This is a genomic window from Streptomyces poonensis, assembly GCF_014650915.1.
Taxonomy (GTDB): domain Bacteria; phylum Actinomycetota; class Actinomycetes; order Streptomycetales; family Streptomycetaceae; genus Streptomyces; species Streptomyces poonensis.
This window is the reverse complement of sequence record NZ_BMVW01000001.1, coordinates 1,238,732-1,254,037: the sequence shown is the minus strand read 5'-3', so window position 1 is coordinate 1,254,037 and position 15,306 is coordinate 1,238,732. Positions and strand designations below refer to the sequence as shown.

Annotated in this window: 11 protein-coding genes and 1 pseudogene; 3 read left to right on the top strand and 9 right to left on the bottom strand. The window is 70.2% G+C overall.

All coding sequences use genetic code 11. The annotated features are described in order from the left end of the window. Positions 1 to 13: 13 nt before the first annotated feature. A complete protein-coding gene (locus IE242_RS05595) occupies positions 14 to 802 on the bottom strand; it encodes a WD40 repeat domain-containing protein (RefSeq protein ID WP_189855772.1) in 789 nt (262 codons plus the stop codon). Positions 803 to 909: 107 nt separating this feature from the next. Here IE242_RS05595 and IE242_RS05590 point away from each other — a divergent pair, with 107 nt between their 5' ends. Then, complete coding sequence (locus IE242_RS05590; protein ID WP_189855770.1) at positions 910 to 1,782, top strand: DUF4231 domain-containing protein; 873 nt, start codon at positions 910 to 912, stop codon at positions 1,780 to 1,782. 84 nt (positions 1,783 to 1,866) lie between these two features. Here the strand turns inward: IE242_RS05590 and IE242_RS05585 are convergent, their stop codons facing one another. Continuing rightward, a complete protein-coding gene (locus IE242_RS05585) occupies positions 1,867 to 2,421 on the bottom strand; it encodes a DUF2165 domain-containing protein (RefSeq protein WP_189855768.1) in 555 nt (184 codons plus the stop codon). A 185-nt stretch (positions 2,422 to 2,606) separates the two neighbouring features. Here IE242_RS05585 and IE242_RS05580 point away from each other — a divergent pair, with 185 nt between their 5' ends. Further along, the gene (locus IE242_RS05580) at positions 2,607 to 3,719 is read left to right on the top strand and encodes an ADP-ribosylglycohydrolase family protein (RefSeq protein WP_189855767.1); all 1,113 of its coding nucleotides are present in this window, start codon (positions 2,607 to 2,609) and stop codon (positions 3,717 to 3,719) included. A gap of 187 nt (positions 3,720 to 3,906) precedes the next feature. Here IE242_RS05580 and IE242_RS05575 read toward each other — a convergent pair whose 3' ends face one another. The 4 genes from IE242_RS05575 to IE242_RS05560 form a co-directional block, all read right to left on the bottom strand. Next, positions 3,907 to 5,484 carry a sodium:solute symporter family protein gene (locus IE242_RS05575; protein WP_189855765.1) on the bottom strand — a complete coding sequence of 526 codons (1,578 nt, stop codon included), beginning with the start codon at positions 5,482 to 5,484 and terminating at the stop codon, positions 3,907 to 3,909. A 403-nt stretch (positions 5,485 to 5,887) separates the two neighbouring features. Beyond that, the gene (locus tag IE242_RS05570; RefSeq protein ID WP_189855764.1) at positions 5,888 to 6,079 is read right to left on the bottom strand and encodes a DUF397 domain-containing protein; all 192 of its coding nucleotides are present in this window, start codon (positions 6,077 to 6,079) and stop codon (positions 5,888 to 5,890) included. Positions 6,080 to 6,310: 231 nt separating this feature from the next. Further along, complete coding sequence (locus IE242_RS05565) at positions 6,311 to 7,171, bottom strand: helix-turn-helix domain-containing protein (protein ID WP_189855762.1); 861 nt, start codon at positions 7,169 to 7,171, stop codon at positions 6,311 to 6,313. Positions 7,172 to 7,692: 521 nt separating this feature from the next. Then, positions 7,693 to 8,448, bottom strand: a complete 756-nt coding sequence (locus IE242_RS05560; protein ID WP_189855761.1) for a GOLPH3/VPS74 family protein — start codon at positions 8,446 to 8,448, stop codon at positions 7,693 to 7,695. 238 nt (positions 8,449 to 8,686) lie between these two features. On the opposite strand from IE242_RS05560, the gene IE242_RS05555 reads away from it, so the two are divergent. Further along, positions 8,687 to 11,434, top strand: coding sequence for a D-alanyl-D-alanine carboxypeptidase (locus IE242_RS05555; RefSeq protein ID WP_229858218.1), 2,748 nt, complete (start codon positions 8,687 to 8,689; stop codon positions 11,432 to 11,434). 228 nt (positions 11,435 to 11,662) lie between these two features. Here IE242_RS05555 and IE242_RS05550 read toward each other — a convergent pair whose 3' ends face one another. The 3 genes and pseudogenes from IE242_RS05550 to IE242_RS05540 form a co-directional block, all read right to left on the bottom strand. Next, positions 11,663 to 13,405, bottom strand: coding sequence for a DUF8823 domain-containing protein (locus tag IE242_RS05550; RefSeq protein ID WP_373299450.1), 1,743 nt, complete (start codon positions 13,403 to 13,405; stop codon positions 11,663 to 11,665). Positions 13,406 to 13,625: 220 nt separating this feature from the next. After that, positions 13,626 to 14,488: pseudogene (locus IE242_RS05545) on the bottom strand (MerR family transcriptional regulator). A 208-nt stretch (positions 14,489 to 14,696) separates the two neighbouring features. Beyond that, positions 14,697 to 15,302: a glutathione peroxidase gene (locus IE242_RS05540; RefSeq protein WP_189855757.1), complete on the bottom strand. Its 606-nt coding sequence runs from the start codon at positions 15,300 to 15,302 to the stop codon at positions 14,697 to 14,699. Positions 15,303 to 15,306 lie beyond the last annotated feature (4 nt).

Below are 15,306 nucleotides of genomic sequence, written 5' to 3'. Positions count from 1 at the left end.
CGCACCCCCCACCTCACGAGCCGCAGGCCGTGATCCCGTCGGACAGGGAGGTCAGGTAGCGGCTGCGCTCCGGCTCCGTGAGAGTACGGCCCACGCGGTCGCACAAGCGCTCGATCCAGGCGTCGGGGGAGGTGTCCCAGGAGAGCAGTTCGCCGCCTTCGGTCACGGACCAGAGCTTCTCGCCGTCGGGGGAGAAGGCCAAGGAGGTCTGCTGGCCGCTCTGCGCTACACCGACGACCGTCGACGGTGTGGGTATGACAATGGTGCCCAGCCGGTCACCGGTGCGGGCGTTCCACAGCCAGACGGTTCCGTCCCCGGCCATGGTGGCCACCCAACGTCCACTGGGGTCCGCGGCGATGCCCCACTCTCCTGCGCCGTCCGAACGCCAACTGCGTTTGCCCGTGGCCAGGTCCCACCGCTCCAGGGCATCGCCGTCGACGACGGCGAACAGGGTGCGGGTCTCCTCCGACAGGAACAGGCGGTCGACGGATGAGGCGCCGGTGACCAGCTCGTGCAGACGACGTCCGGAAGGCAGCTCGTGGACATCGACGCGGCCGTCCGCGGCGGTCACTGCCGCCAGACCACCCTGTCCGCCGACCGCCCGCTGGTACCACTCCGTCCCGTGCTGCTTCCGGTCGCCGGCCGTCGGGTCGGACTCGCGCGGTTTCACCGCCGTCGAGCGTTCACCGGTGGCGGGGTCGACCACCAGTACGGAGCCGTTGGGCGGCACCACTGTGATGTCGCCGTCGGCCCGCGCGGCGATGAGGGTCGGCCCGCCGAAGCCGTGGCCGCCGGCAGTCACCGGAGACACCCTGGAGACATGGACGGCGTCCTCGGACACGCTGGTTCTGGAGAACTCGGTCAAAAAGCGGAGTTGAGTGCCCTTATCCAGGAGCAAGGGGAGCGAAGGTGAGTGGCGCGGTGCACGGCCTGGCCGAGGACGATCTGCCCGTGGTGTTCCGGTCCTCGGACGCCGCATCACTGACCGGGCAGCGGAGTTACATCCGGGGCACCAAGTTCCGGCTGGTACTGGCGGTGACCGCGGCCCTGTGCGGCGCCCTCGATCATCAGGTGGCCCTCATGGGCCTGGTGGCGGTCTTCGTGCTCACGATCTGTGTGGAGGTCTGGCTGCTCACGGGGCGCCCCGAGCAGTCCTGGTACGACGGCCGTGCCCTGGCCGAGTCCACGAAGACCCTGGCCTGGCGCTTCGCGGTGGGCGGTGCCCCGTTCCCCGCGGACCTGTCGCAGAGCGAGGCGCACCGCCGCTTCCAGCGGCGCCTGGGGGAGCTGCTGCGGGAGGCGCCCGTCTCGAGTCTCGCGCCGGTGGGATCGATCGCTGTCACCGATGCCATGAAGACCTTGCGAGCCCGTTCCTTCGCCGACCGCAAACAGGCCTACCTGCGGCACCGTATCGAGGATCAGCAGCAGTGGTACACGTCCAAGGCGGCGGCCAATGTCGTCAACGCCCGACGGTGGCGCCTGGTGCTCGTCGGCGTCGAGGGGCTGGGGCTGGCGGCGGCGGTGCTGCGCCTTCTCGGCCTGTTCACGTTCGATCTCGCGGGCATCCTCGCGGCCGTGCTGGGAGCCGGCTCGGCATGGCTCGCGGTCCGGCAGCACGAGACGCTGGGGCGTGCCTACACCTTCGCCGCCACCGAGCTGAGCGTCATCCATGAGCGCCTGACTCACACGGACGATGGCTCCTGGGCCGAGGAGGTCGCCGACGCGGAGGACGCGATCAGCCGGGAGCACACCATGTGGCGGGCTTCCCGGGGGGTCGGCTGACGGCGCTCGGTCGGCATCGCGAGCGTGGTGGTGCTCGGCCGGCGTCGCGGGTGCGGCGGCACAGGGGCCGCCGCACCCGCCGGCTCACCTCGTACGGCCGTCCTCCTGCCCGTCCACCACCACGTGCCCCGCCGTGCCCGGCAGGTTCACCACCAGCAGGACGACCCCGCTGAGCACGAAGACGCGGAGGGCGGCGTCCAGGCCGTTCCAGTCCGCCGACTGCCACATGGCGAACCACTCGCCGCCGATGGCCATGAACCCGGCGCCGAACAGCAGCATCACCATCAGCAGCCCGAGGATGCTCCAGCGGCGCGCACGGGCCGCGGAGCCGTGCCGCAGGGCCGTCACCCACAGGACCGTCGCGGTGATCAGGACGAGGGCGGACAGCGTCTCCCAGATGATGATCAGGACGTACGCCGTGTCCTGTAAGGCGCGCGACTCGATGGCCCGCCACATCAGGTCCTCGTCCTTGAACGTCGTGTCCATCGCGAGGACGTGCTGGACGAACTGCTGGTTGGTGCCGAAGTCGGTGATGTTGCCGAACGCGACGAGCGCCATGTAGAGGGCGACCGTGGCGGTGAGAAGGGTGGAGGCGAGGAGGAGGGGAGCCGTGGGACGGGCGGTCCGGTTTGGGGTCATGGTTCAACTATGTCCCCGCCGCGTCCGTCAACTCCAGGGCGTGTCGCGCGTGTTCAGTCACTGAGTGTCCGGCGCGGCCAGGGCAGGCACTCGGAGCGATCATTTGACGTTCTTTGGCGCCCTGAACAGACCGCTCTTGTTCGTTACAGTGCTCAACGGTGTGCGAGGGGCGGAGGGGGCGGGCGATGACGACTGGCGGGGCCTTCTGGGGCCGGGCGGAGCAGCAGGACTTCCGCAGCCGGGTGCGCGGGACCCTGCTGGGCACGGCCGTCGGGGACGCGCTGGGCGCACCGCTCGACGGGCTGACCCTGGAGGAGATCCGCGAGGCACACGGCGCGCAGGGGCTCACCGACCCGGCCCCGGCGTACGGCAGGCGCGGCGCCGTCACCGACCTCACGCAGCTCACGCTCTTCACCGTCGACGGGCTGATCCGCGCCCAGGTGCGCCGCGACACCGGCGCCTGGCACCCGCCGACGGATCTGCACCGCGCGTACCTGAGATGGGCGGCGACCCAGCACGACTGGGGACCGGACGAGCGGCGCACGGACGACGGCTGGCTGGCGCGCGAGGAGTGGCTGTACGTCCGCCGCGACCCCGCCCGCGCCTGCCTCCTCGGCTTCGGCGACACGACGATGGGCACCCTGGACGCCCCGAAGAACCCGGGTGAGCCCGGCCCGGAGGCCGTCGCCCGCTCCGCCCCGTTCGGGCTCCTGGTCGGCTGGGAGCCGCAGCTCGTGGTGCAGCTGGCGATGGAGTGCGCGGCGCAGACCCACGGGCACCCCTCGGCGTATCTGAGCGCCGGCGCGTACGCCGCCCTCGTGCACGCGCTCGCGCGCGGTGAGTACCTCGACGCGGCCGTACAGCGGGCGCTGGCGCTCCTCGCCGAGCGTCCCGGCCACGAACCGGTCACCGAGGCCCTCGAGCACGCCCTGGGCGCCGTACGCCAGGGTCTGCCGACTCCGGACCGGGTCGAGGAGCTCGCCGGCGACGGAGGGGCGGAGGGGGCGCTCGCGGTGGCCGTGTACTGCGCGCTGGTCGGCGAGGACGTACGGCACGGGCTGTGCCTCGCGGTGAACCACGGCGGCCCGTCGAGCGCCGCGGGGGCCCTCACGGGCGGGCTGCTCGGCGCCCTGCACGGCGAGACGGTCCTTCCGCCGGCCTGGCTGGCCGAACTGGAGGGCCGTCCCACGATGCTGGTCCTGGCGGACGACTTCGCGATGGAGATGACCCAGGGCCCGGCGCTCCACGGCCCGGCGAGCTCGTCCCCGGCCTGGCTGACACGCTACCCGCGCGCGTAACCACCGCCCGCCCGCGCGTCACGGGCCCTACGGGTCTCGCAGGCGCCTGCGCGGCCTGCGGGCCCGACGAGCGCCCACGCGCCCCGCACAGGGCCCGACGGGCGCCCGCACCCCCCCACAGGGCCGACGGACGCCCGCGCGCCCGCGGGCGCGGCGGTGACCCGCGCGCCCGCGTGTTCCCGCCTGCTCAGTCCCGTACCCGCTTCTTCACCGACGGCCCGGCCACCGTGTCGTCCACGGGCCCCGTCGGGCCCGGTACCGCGGCCGCCCCGTCCCCGTCCGCGTTGATCCGCTCGATGACCGCGACGCGCGCGGGCGTGTCCTCCGGTTTCACGAAGCCGATCAGCACGTACAGCACCAGCGACACGGCCAGCGGGACGGAGATCTGGTACTGGAGCGGGGTGCCGTCCTCGAGGGCCCAGTCGACCGGGTAGTTCATCACCCAGAAGGCGAACAGACCCGCGGCCCAGCTGGTCAGCGCCGCCGTCGGGCCGGAGCGGCGGAAGGCCGGCAGCATGCCGAGCATGAACGGGATGGCGATCGGCCCCATCAGCCCGGCCACCCACTTCACGACCACCGTGATGATGTTCTGGAACGTCGGCGAGTTGACCTGGGTCGCGATCGCCATGGACAGCAGCAGGAAGGCGACGGTCGACCAGCGGGCCGCCACCAGCCCGGTCTTGTCCGACCAGGTACGCGCCTGCTTGGCGATGGCCGGCGCGATGTCCCGGGTGAAGACCGCGGCGATCGCGTTGGCGTCGGAGGAGCACATGGCCATGGTGTGCGAGAAGAACCCGACGATGACGAGCCCCAGCAGTCCGTGGGGCAGCAACTGCTCGGTCATGAGCGCGTAGCTGTCGGATGCGTCCGGCTTCTGCGCCTCGACGAGCAGCGGCGCGCACCACATCGGGAAGAACAGCACCAGCGGCCAGAACAGCCACAGCGCCGCCGACAGCAGCGCCGACCGCGTCGCCTCGCGCGCGGACCCCGTCGCCATGTACCGCTGCGCCTGGTTCCACATGCCGCCGCTGTACTCGAAGGTCTTGATGAAGGTGATCGCCACGAAGAAGGTCACGGTGTACGGCCCTGCCGTCGGCGAGCCATGCCCGTCCGGCAGGTCGTCCCAGATGGTCCACAGCGTGGCGATGCCGTCCAGCTCCACCATCACCGCCACCAGCATCGCGATGCCCGCGAAGAACTGGATGACGAACTGCCCCATCTCCGTCAGCGCGTCCGCCCACAGACCGCCCACCGTGCAGTAGATGCCGGTGATGATGCCGGTGATGAAGATGCCCTGAGTGATGCTGATACCGGTGTAGATGGACAACAGTGTCGCGATGGCCGCCCACTTGGCGCCCACGTCCACGATCTTCAGCAGCACACCGGACCAGGCGAGCGCCTGCTGTGTGCTCAGGTTGTACCGGTCTTTCAGATACTCCAGCGGTGAGGCCACCCCGAGCCGGGAGCGCAGCCGGTTGAGCCGGGGCGCGAACAGCCGGGCACCGATGGCGATACCGACGGCGATCGGGAAGGACCAGGTGACGAACGACGTCACGCCGTACTGGTAGGCGATCCCGGCGAACCCGGTGAACATGACCGCGCTGTAGCCCGACATATGGTGCGAGATGCCGGAGAGCCACCACGGCATCTTGCCGCCGGCGGTGAAGAAGTCGCTGACGCTGTCCACGCGTTTGTGCGACCAGAGACCGATCGCCACCATCACGCCGAAGTAGCCGATGAGCACGGCCCAGTCGAGACCGTTCATGTGCTCCCTCCCGGGAATCCGCCCTGCCAACTGCGTTGACGTGCACGGCACTTCGACGGTGCGGGGATGGCCAGAGCATGCCAAGGGGCCGTGAAGTGCCCGCTCATCGTGGGATCGGTGAGGTGCGTGCGGCAACGGCCCGTAAGGTCAAGAGGAGGTAAAATGGTTCTGGAGGGTGACCTGCGTTCAGCGAGCTGAACGTCGCACGGCTGCTTTCATCCCGCCGCTTCGGGGGCGGACAAGCATGTGGACGACGTCATGTCCTGGTCTCACCGGGAGGCGAGGAAGCCGCGAAAAGGGGAGAACCCCCTCGGCCGGGACGGCGGGCCAGTCGAGAGGGTTCTGTCTGTGGTGCGTATGTGCTTGTCGTGGGCGAGAAGCCGAGATCAAAAGGTTTCGGCAGTCAGCCTTTGACCGACGCGACAAAGTGGATCCACGCGTCGGCGGGAAAGGCCAGGGCCGGGCCGTCGGGGATCTTCGAGTCCCTGACGGCCAGCTCCGCCGATACCGCGGATTTGACCTCTACGCATGCCCCGTTGCCCTGGGAGTACGAGGACTTGGTCCACGCGTGCGTGGCACCCTGCTTGATTGCCATGGTTGCTCCGGTAGCCAGTTGCTAGGTTGGTGAGTTCCGCCGCGGGTCCCAAGCGGAACCCGCTGTACGGTTTTGCGCCAAACGGTGTCGCTCTGTGGCGTGATCGACGCTACTCGCCAACATCGGTTTCCGGAGGGACTATTCACTCGACTGGGTGGCATATTCCATCGGAGTCTTCCGCCCAAGCCCACCGAGGTGTAATTTGCACGGTTTGCTCCTCGTCCAAGAACTTCAGTGGGTGAAGTCCTTGGCCACCTTCAGGATGAACTCACGGCTCTCGTCGGCGTTCAGGGCCTGGGCCCGCAAGTGCTCGTACATGACGCTGTACTTCTGCACGTCCTGAGCCTTCTCCAGGTACAGGTCGCTGGTGACGCCCTCGATGTAGACGACGCTGGAGTCGGCGGCGTCGGGGAACTCCAGGATCGCGTACTGCCCGCTCACGCCGGGATGCGCGCCCATGTAGAAGGGGAGCACCTGGACGGTGATGTTGGGCAGTTGGGACATCTCGACGAGGTGGTCCAGCTGCTCGATCATGATCTGGGCGTTGCCGACCTTGCGGCGCAGCGCCGCCTCGTCGAGCACGGTCCACAGGCGCAACGGAGTCTCCGACGATGAGGAGATACGTTCCTTTCGGCGCATGCGTACCTTGACACGCTTCTCGACGTCGGCGTGGACCGCTTCGGGCAGCGCACCCGTGATGAGGTGCTCCGCGTACGAGGGGATCTGCAACAGGCCCGGTACGACCTGCGGGTCGTAGACGCGCAGACTGGCCGCGTCCGTCTCCAGGCCGATGTAGACGCTGTACGGAACATCGCCGAAGGCGTGCCACCAGCCCTGCTGGCGTGAGTCCTTCGCCATCTGCATCAGCGAGTCGACGACGCGGCGGTCCTCGACCTCGTACACCCCGCACAGGTCGCGGACGTCACGCTGGCTGATGCTGCGGCGGCCGTTCTCCAGCCGGCTGATCTTCGACTGGGACACCAGCAGCCGTTCGGCGACCTCCTCGGCCGTCATGCCCCTCTGCTCGCGGAGTCGGCGGAGCTCCTGGCCCAGCCGGCGTCGCCGGACAGTGGGATTGACATTGGACGCCACGGGACGTGCACCTCCGGCTGGGGCCCGACAACTTTACGTATCTGCCAATGAGCAGATTGCCACCAAGGTGCTTACTACCGCTGGGAAACAGCGGATATGCGCCGAGCATGGGCCAGTTCGGGCCAGAGTTGTGGCCGACTGTCACCGGGTCCGGTTGATTCCGGCCGCGGAGTGGCGGCATCCGGCCGCACGTGCCGTAGATGCGGCCGCGCGGGGCCGTGGCGCCGTGGTGTCGTCCGGACACACGGCGCCACGGGCCCCGCGCGGGCCTGCGGCTCCCGAACCGGTCCTGGGGGAACTCCGGTGCGGCGCTGTCGGTACTGCATGCATGCGTCGGTACTTGTGGTGCGTCAGTGCGTCGATGCGTCGATGCGTGTGGTGCGCGTGCGCCGGTGCGTGTGCTGCATCGGTGCTTGTGGTGCTTGTGGTGCTTGTGGTGCTTGTGGTGCGTGTGTGGTGCTCGTCGTGCGTCGGTGCTTGTACTGCTCGTTGTGCTGTCGGGCCTCAGGTGGCCCGGTGACTCAGTGGGCCACGACGCGCGCCATGGAACCGTGGTGCGGTTGCATCGGAACGCCCCTCGCGGGATCCGTCGCGCCCCTGGCTCCGGCAGCGGCCTGGCGGCCGGACGGCGCCGGGCTGCGGCGCGGCTGCGCGGCCACACCGTTCTGGACGTCCATCACGGCGTGCGCCACGAGGCCGCCCATGGGGTCGTGGCGGATCAGATCCCTGAGCCGGGAGCGGGACGACCGCCCCTCGTTACCGGGATACAGATGCTTGCCGAGCCCGACCGCGTGGGCCAGGGCGGCGAGCGCCGCGGTCCGTGGGTCCGGTGGGACGCCGGTTCGGATCGCGGAATCCAGCCGGGCCCTGATCTCCCGGCTGATGGCCGTGTCCGTCGCCTGGTAGCGAGTCGTCGGCAGCACCCCGCACATCTGGCCCGCCACGGCATGCACCATGCCGCAGCGCTCCAGATGCGAGAGGTAGGTCTGGCGGAGCCCGAGACGCGGCCCGCCGATCCAGTGGACGGCCCGCACGGGAGCGCCGCGCCTGCGCAGCAACTCCAACGCGGAGTCCAAAGTTGGATCTCCAGTCGGCCGTGGCACCACCACGGCGATACGATCCCCGTCTGGGGCTATCCGTCCGGCCAGCGCCAGCTCCACTAGCTGTGCTCCGGCCAGACCGAGGTCGAGCGACTGCGGCTGCGCAGTGGTACCCGTGGTCGGGTCCAGTGCCAGCAGCAGAAGCTCCTCCGGAAGTGTTCTGCGGCTCCTGCCCATCCATGCCTCCCCGCGTGGATGAATGACAGGGTGACCCCTCTCACATTGGTCTGTCGAGGGTGCGTGACCGGTTCGTAGTGGAACCAGTAGGTATGTCGTTCTCGTCTACCGCATGGGTCAAGCCCACACACAGGACACTGGTACATGGTTCGGACAGCGGCTCAGAGCGGTGTCCGGCGGCGGTTCAGGCTTTGCAGGACGCGCGTCCCGGCGGCGGGGCGGCGAGGAGGAGGCATCGGTGGCGGGCGAGTCCCCCGACAGGTCGAAGCGGTACGAGTCGTCGACGGAGTCGACGCCGGGGAGCCAGTCTGCGGTTCCGGAGCCGGGCGCGGCCGTTCCCGCGTCGGGCGACCCCCGTCTGACGGTGGCCCGGGGGAGTGCCGCTCAGGGCACCGACCAGGCGACGGCCGTGTTCTCCCGACGGGATTTGGAGAAAGCGGCGGGCGGGAACGGTGTCTCGGAGAGCGGGACCGCCCCGACGAGCGGAACCGCGGCCAAGGGGGAGACGGTCTCGAAGACCGAGACCGCATCGAAGGCGAAGCCCGACTCGGAGGACGAGACCGACTCGGAGGATGGCGTCGTCTCGAAGGACGAGTCCAACTCGAAGGACGAGTCCAACTCGAAGGACGAGTCCGTCTCGAAGGGCGGCGGTGGCGCGAAGGGCCGGGACGCCGGGTTCGATTCTGGCAGCGACCGCTTGCGGTCCGCGGTGGCGGCGTGGGTCGCGTCTGCGGATGCGAAAGACTCCGGGGGCTCTGAGGGCTCCGGAGGCTCTGAGGGATCTGAGGGCTCCGGGGATGCCGGGGATGCCGTGAAGGTGGTCGAAACCGGCACCGACGGTTCGGCGGACGGGGGCGACGACGGCGCGGCCGATGCGGCAGCCGGCGCGGGTGACGAGACCGAACCCAAGTCGGCATCTGGGCCTGAGACGAAGGCCGAGCCTGCCGCTGAGTCGCGGAGCGAAACCCAGAGCGACACCAAGAGCGAGAGCAGGACCAAGAGCAAGTCCGGCAGCCCGGCCGAGACCGGTACCACGGCCGACGCCAAGAGCGCGGACGACTCCGACGAGGTCTCCGACAAGGCTGCCGGGCCCGCGGTCGACCAGCCCACTGCCATCTTCAAGGCCGTACGCACGCCTGCGGTCGACCAGCCGACCACCATGCTCAAGCTGGGCGACAAGCGCCCGGCCGGCGAGCCCGACGCCGCGCCGGACACCAAGTCCGGCGCGAATGCGGGCGAGCCGAAGACGGGCACCGAGAAGGCGGGCGCGTCCCAGACGGGCGAGTCCAAGACGGGCGCCCCGAAGTCGGACGCCAAGCCCGCGGCGTCCGCCTCCGCCTCCAAGGCTGATCCCGCATCCGACGCCGACGCCGACGCCGAATCGGACGCGGGCTCCGAATCTGACGCCGACGTCAAGCCGAAGTCCGCATCCGCTCAGGCTCCCGAGCGCGATTCCGAACGCACCAGCAAATTCGTCGCGCTCAAGTCACTGGACGAGTCGGCCCGTCCGCAGTCCCGGACCGCTCCGACCGCACCCCCGGCGTCCTCGGCGTCCTCCGCCCCCACGGGCACCCCGCGCGTCACCCCCGCGGAGGCCACCGCCGCGCTCCCGCAGGTCGGGCCCGAGCGGACCACGCAGCAGCCGCTGCCGCCCAAGCCGCCGCTCGACCTGCTGGCCGAGCTGACGAACACCCCGCCGCCCCCGCCGACCCCCATGCGCACGCTGGTCCGACGGGTCAAAATCTGGACGCCGCTGGTCATCCTGCTGGTGATCGTCTTTGCGGTCGTACAGTACGTGCGGCCTCTCCCGGCGCCCACCCTCGCGCTGACCGCGGAGGAGACGTACACCTTCGAGGGCGACAAGGTGTCCCTGCCGTGGCCCGACGAGGGGCAGGGCTGGATGGACGTCAACGGCATCGGCACGATGGACAGCTTCGGCGAGCAGAAGGCCGTCCCGATCGGTTCGGTCGCCAAGGCCATGACCGCGTACGTGATCCTGAAGGAGCACCCGCTGAAGGCCGGTGCGGACGGCCCGTCCATCCCCGTCGACGCCCTCGCCGAGAAGGAGGGCGGGTACGACGCCGAGGGCGAGTCCACGCTGAACACGGTGAAGGAGGGCGACAAGCTCTCCCAGCGCGATGCGCTCGCGGCCATCATGATCCCCTCCGCGAACAACATCGCGCGGCTGCTGGCCCGGTGGGACGCCGACTCCGAGGAGGCGTTCGTCAAGAAGATGAACGCCGCCGCCAAGGACCTCGGCATGACCAACACCACGTACACCGACCCGTCCGGTCTGGAGGAGTCGACCGTCTCGACCGCCGAGGACCAGGTGAAGCTCGGCAACGAACTGGTGAAGATCAAGGCCCTGACGGACATCACCAAGCTGCCGACCTGGACGGACCCCTCCGGCAAGGAGTGGGGCAACTTCAACCGCCTCGTGCCGTACGACAACGCGATCGGCATCAAGACCGGCTCCACCACCAAGGCCGGCGGCAATCTGCTCTTCGCCGCCACGCAGGAGGTCGGCGGGGAGACCGTCACCGTGGTCGGCGCGGTCCTCGGCCAGCACAAGCCGGCGATCATCGACACGGTCAACGCGGTCAGCAAGACGGCGATGCTCGCCGCCAAGGATGTGCTGACCTCGGAGAAGATCCTGAAGAAGGGGGACGTGGTCGGGTACGTCGACGACGGGCTCGGCGGCCGCACCCCGGTCGTGGCGGCCAAGGACGTCTCCGCGGTGGGCTGGGCCGGAAAGACCGTGAGACTGAAGCTGGTGGACGGCGAGGACGGCGAGGACGGCAAGGACGGCTCGGTCGGCGCGGACGGCACGGTGATCCCGCACGAGGCCGCGGCCGGTACCGAGGTCGGTGTGCTCGCTGTCGGCGACGGCAAGGGCGAGACCGGGGAGGCCGTCGAGGTGCCCGTCGTGCTCCAGTCGGACCTCACCGAGCCCGGCTTCGGCGCGAGGCTGACCCGGATCGGCTGACCGCCGCGGCAGCGCGTCGGAGCGCACCGCCCGCGCGCCCTCTCGGCTGAGGACAGATCCAGAACAGACTCAACTCAGAACAGAAGCGCCCTCTCCGTGCAGATCGGAGAGGGCGCTTCCGTTCAGCTGAGCGTCCACGCAGTCGCGCAGTCGCGCAGTCACGTGGTTACGCGGTCACATAGTTACGCGGTCACGCGGTCGTACGTCATGCAGTCATACGTCCTGCGGTCACTTCTCGTCGGCCTCGCAGGCCAGAGGGGTCTCCCTCGACGGTCCGCCGTAGGTCGAGCTGATTCTGACGTCGCCGGCCTCCTGGACCGTGAGGCGGGTGAACTCGCCGTCGGCGGTCAGGCAGCCGTTGTCCGCCCACAGCCAGGGGGAGTACGCGATCCGTACGGTGACCGCGCCCGGCTCCGGCATGTGGACGACGAGGTTGGCGCCGTCGGAGCTGACCACGGTTCCCGGCTGGTCGACCAGCGGCGTCGCGTTCTTCACGCGGTAGATCTTCCAGTTGGCGTCGGCCCACACCCGCTCCAGATAGTCGGGCTCGCTCGACACCAGCTTGTGTTCCAGCTCCGCCGGGCCGTCCGGCTCGCCCTTGAAGACCACGACGAAGCCCACGGCCCACTGGGAGAGCCAGGCCCGGTAGGCGGAGGAGGAGAAGGTGCCCTCCGGCACCTCGGTCCCGCCGTGCCCCTCGTAGAAGAGCCGCCCGCGCTCGACGTCGGCCTGGCGGTTCCAGCCGCGCGCCATGTTGATGTACGGGGCGAGGACCGCGGCCTCCCGGTGGTCGCGGGCCGGGACCACCTCGACCCGGGTGCGCTCGGCGCCCAGCCGTTCGAGCTCCGCGACGACCCCGTCCGTCTTGACGGCCCACTCGGGCACCTTGGTGTTGACGACTATGTCGGCGACCGTCCGGCTGGACAGCCAGACCAGGGAGAGGACCATGGCGACGACGCAGACGACGCGCTGCCGCCGGGGCGCGAACCGCCCGCGCCCGGGCGTGAATCCCTTGAGGGGCAGCCGTATGCGCGGCGGGCCGGTCACATCGCGCCGGCCGGCGCTCACCGCGATGGCGAGCAGCGCCGCGGGCGCCGCTATCTCCGTGAGCCGTTCGACGTTCGTGCCGATCGGCGAGGCGATCAGGTAGCACAGCACCACTCCGAGCGCGTAGATCGCGGACCCGAACCGCAGCACTCGCCAGCTGCGCGGTGCCGTCAGCAGCACGGCCGCGCACATGACGACCGAGGGCCATATCCGCGAGAACGGCATCGGCTGCTCGCCCTCGAACGGGAACAGCAGCGTGGTCACGGCGACGACGGCGACCGGCGGTGCGACGAGCGAGACCGCCCGGCGCCAGTCGCGCGACAGCAGATACGCGGCGCCGACCACCAGGAGGAACAGCCCGGCGACGGGGCTCCCCATGGTGGCCAGCGCCGCGCACAGGGCGGCCACCCACAGGCGCCGCCGTCCGCTCACGGCCGCCAGCATGGCCGCCATCGCGAAGGCCATGCCGAGCATGAACGTCGAGCGCCCCGACACCACCTGGCACCACAACGAGAACCCCACCGCCAGCGCGGGCCACAGCGGTCTGCGCACCCCCGTGCGCACGACGAATGCTCCGGCCAGCCAGGACGCCGAGAGCCCGGACAGCATCGTGACGGGCACCACACCGAACGCCGCCATCACGTACGGCGAGATCACGCTGTAGTTCGCCGTGTGCAGACCGCCGTACCAGAAGAGGTTGTAGGCGGAGTTCGGGTACATCTTCGCGAACTCCGCCCAGGCCACCTGCGCCGCGAGATCGCCGCCGCCGGTCGCGAAGACCGCCCACCACAGGACGTACAGTGGCACGAGGCACGCGGTGACCACGAGCGGGACGCGGTGGAGCGAGTGCCAGGGCTCGCGGGCCTCCGTGGGTTCGTCGGCGCGCAGGCCGGGGCGGCGTGGGGACAACTCGGCAGAGGCCACTACGGCATTCCGTTCCGGTCGGTCGGGCGGGTGGGCGGACGGGCGGTGAGCGGACGGGCGGCGGGCGAATGGCGGATGACGGATGGCGGATGGTGGATGGTCGGTGGGTGTTCTGTTGCTTTCCTGTGTTGCTGCCTTTAGGTAGACGTTAACCACTGGCCGAGAGTTGGCTGACAGCGCCCGGGGCCGTCGGGGACGTCCGCCTGCGGCCCGCCCGCCCTCACCCCTCGACCGGGAAGGCCACGTCGCACACCGGGTCCTCCGGGCGCGCCGTGTCCCAGTCCGCGAAGTAGATCTCACGGCACGGCCCGGCGATCGTCAGGCCCCGCTCGGCGATCCACTCCTCGACCGCCTCGTACGCCCCCATGATCTGCGGGTACGCCACCTGCGCTTTGCTGATCCGCGTGTACGCGAGCCTCGTGCGGGCTCCACGCGTACCGCCGTCCGCCACGACCGCCCCTGCCCGGCCGCCCACGCCCGGGCCGCCGCCTCGTCCGCCACCGGCACGCACGACTCCGCCGGCCCGTCGCTCTCCATGGACACGTCGGAGTGGTAGACGACGAACGACGCCCCCGTCACCCCGCCGCAGTGGGCGGCCCCCTCCTCCAGCCGCTCCAGCGACGCCCCGATCCACGTGGGCAACTCGTCCGCCAGCGTGTGCCGCGACTGCGTCAGCAGCACCTGCTCCGGCACCTCGACCGTCTCGACCACGAACGTCCCGAACATCCCGGGCCCCTTTCCCGACAACCGTCCACGGAGGTACGCGGCCAGCGTCCGCTGCGCGGCGAACCGTGCCTCGGCCTCGGCCCAGTAGGCGGCGAGCCGCTCCTCGGCCGCCGCGCCGTCCAGCCCGACGACCTCCGCGATCCGCGCGAGCGGCATGTCGAGCAGACGCAGCTGGGCCACGAGCCGGGCACGTTCGGCCTGCGCGGCCCGGTAGTACCGGTAGCCGCTCACCTCGTCGACGTACGCCGGCGCGAGCAGACCGAGCCGGTCGTACAGCCGCAGGGCCTTCGGCGACAGCCGCACGCGTGCCGCGAACGCGCCGATGGTGAGCAGCCCGTCCTGGTGTGCCGGGGCCATGTCGTGCGCATTGCTCACGTCGTCCACGAGTACGTCCTCCGGCCGCCCCTCCGTCGCCGGGCGACTGCCGCCCGGCGGGAGGAACGGTGCACTCTGTCCCAGGGGGAGGGTCAATGACGTCGTACGGCGCGGCGGCGCTGCCCGTATAGATGGGCACTGCCCGGTACCGGCGGTACGGGCAGTGCCGCAAGTCCCCTGGGGGATCGCCTCAGCCGAGTGCCTTCTCCACCGCCGCCAGGACCTCCGCCGCCTCCGGCTCGGTCTGCGGCGAGAACCGTGCCACCACCGAGCCGTCCCGTCCGATCAGGAACTTCTCGAAGTTCCAGCGGATGTCCCCGGTGTGGCCGTCGGCGTCGGCGTGCTCCACGAGCCGTGCGTACAGCGGATGCCTGCCCGCACCGTTCACCTCGACCTTCTCGGTCATCGGGAAGGTGACCCCGTACGTCGCCGAGCAGAACTCCGCGATCTCCTCCGAAGTACCCGGCTCCTGCCCGAGGAACTGGTTGCACGGCACCCCGAGCACGGTGAAGCCCTGCTCGGCGTACCGCTCGTGCAGCCGCTCGAGTCCCGCGTACTGCGGTGTCAGCCCGCACTTGGAGGCGACGTTCACGACGAGCACGGCCTTGCCGCGGTACTGCGCGAGGTCGGCGGAACCGCCGCGCAGCGCGCCGATCCCCACATCGAGGACAGAGGGGGTAGAGGGAGCAGAGGAAACAGAGGCAGCAGAGGGAACAGAGGGGGTGGAGGAACCGGTCCGGTCGGCAGGGGCGGTCTGGGCGGTCTGGGCGGTCTGGGCGCTCTGGTCACTGGTCATGAGC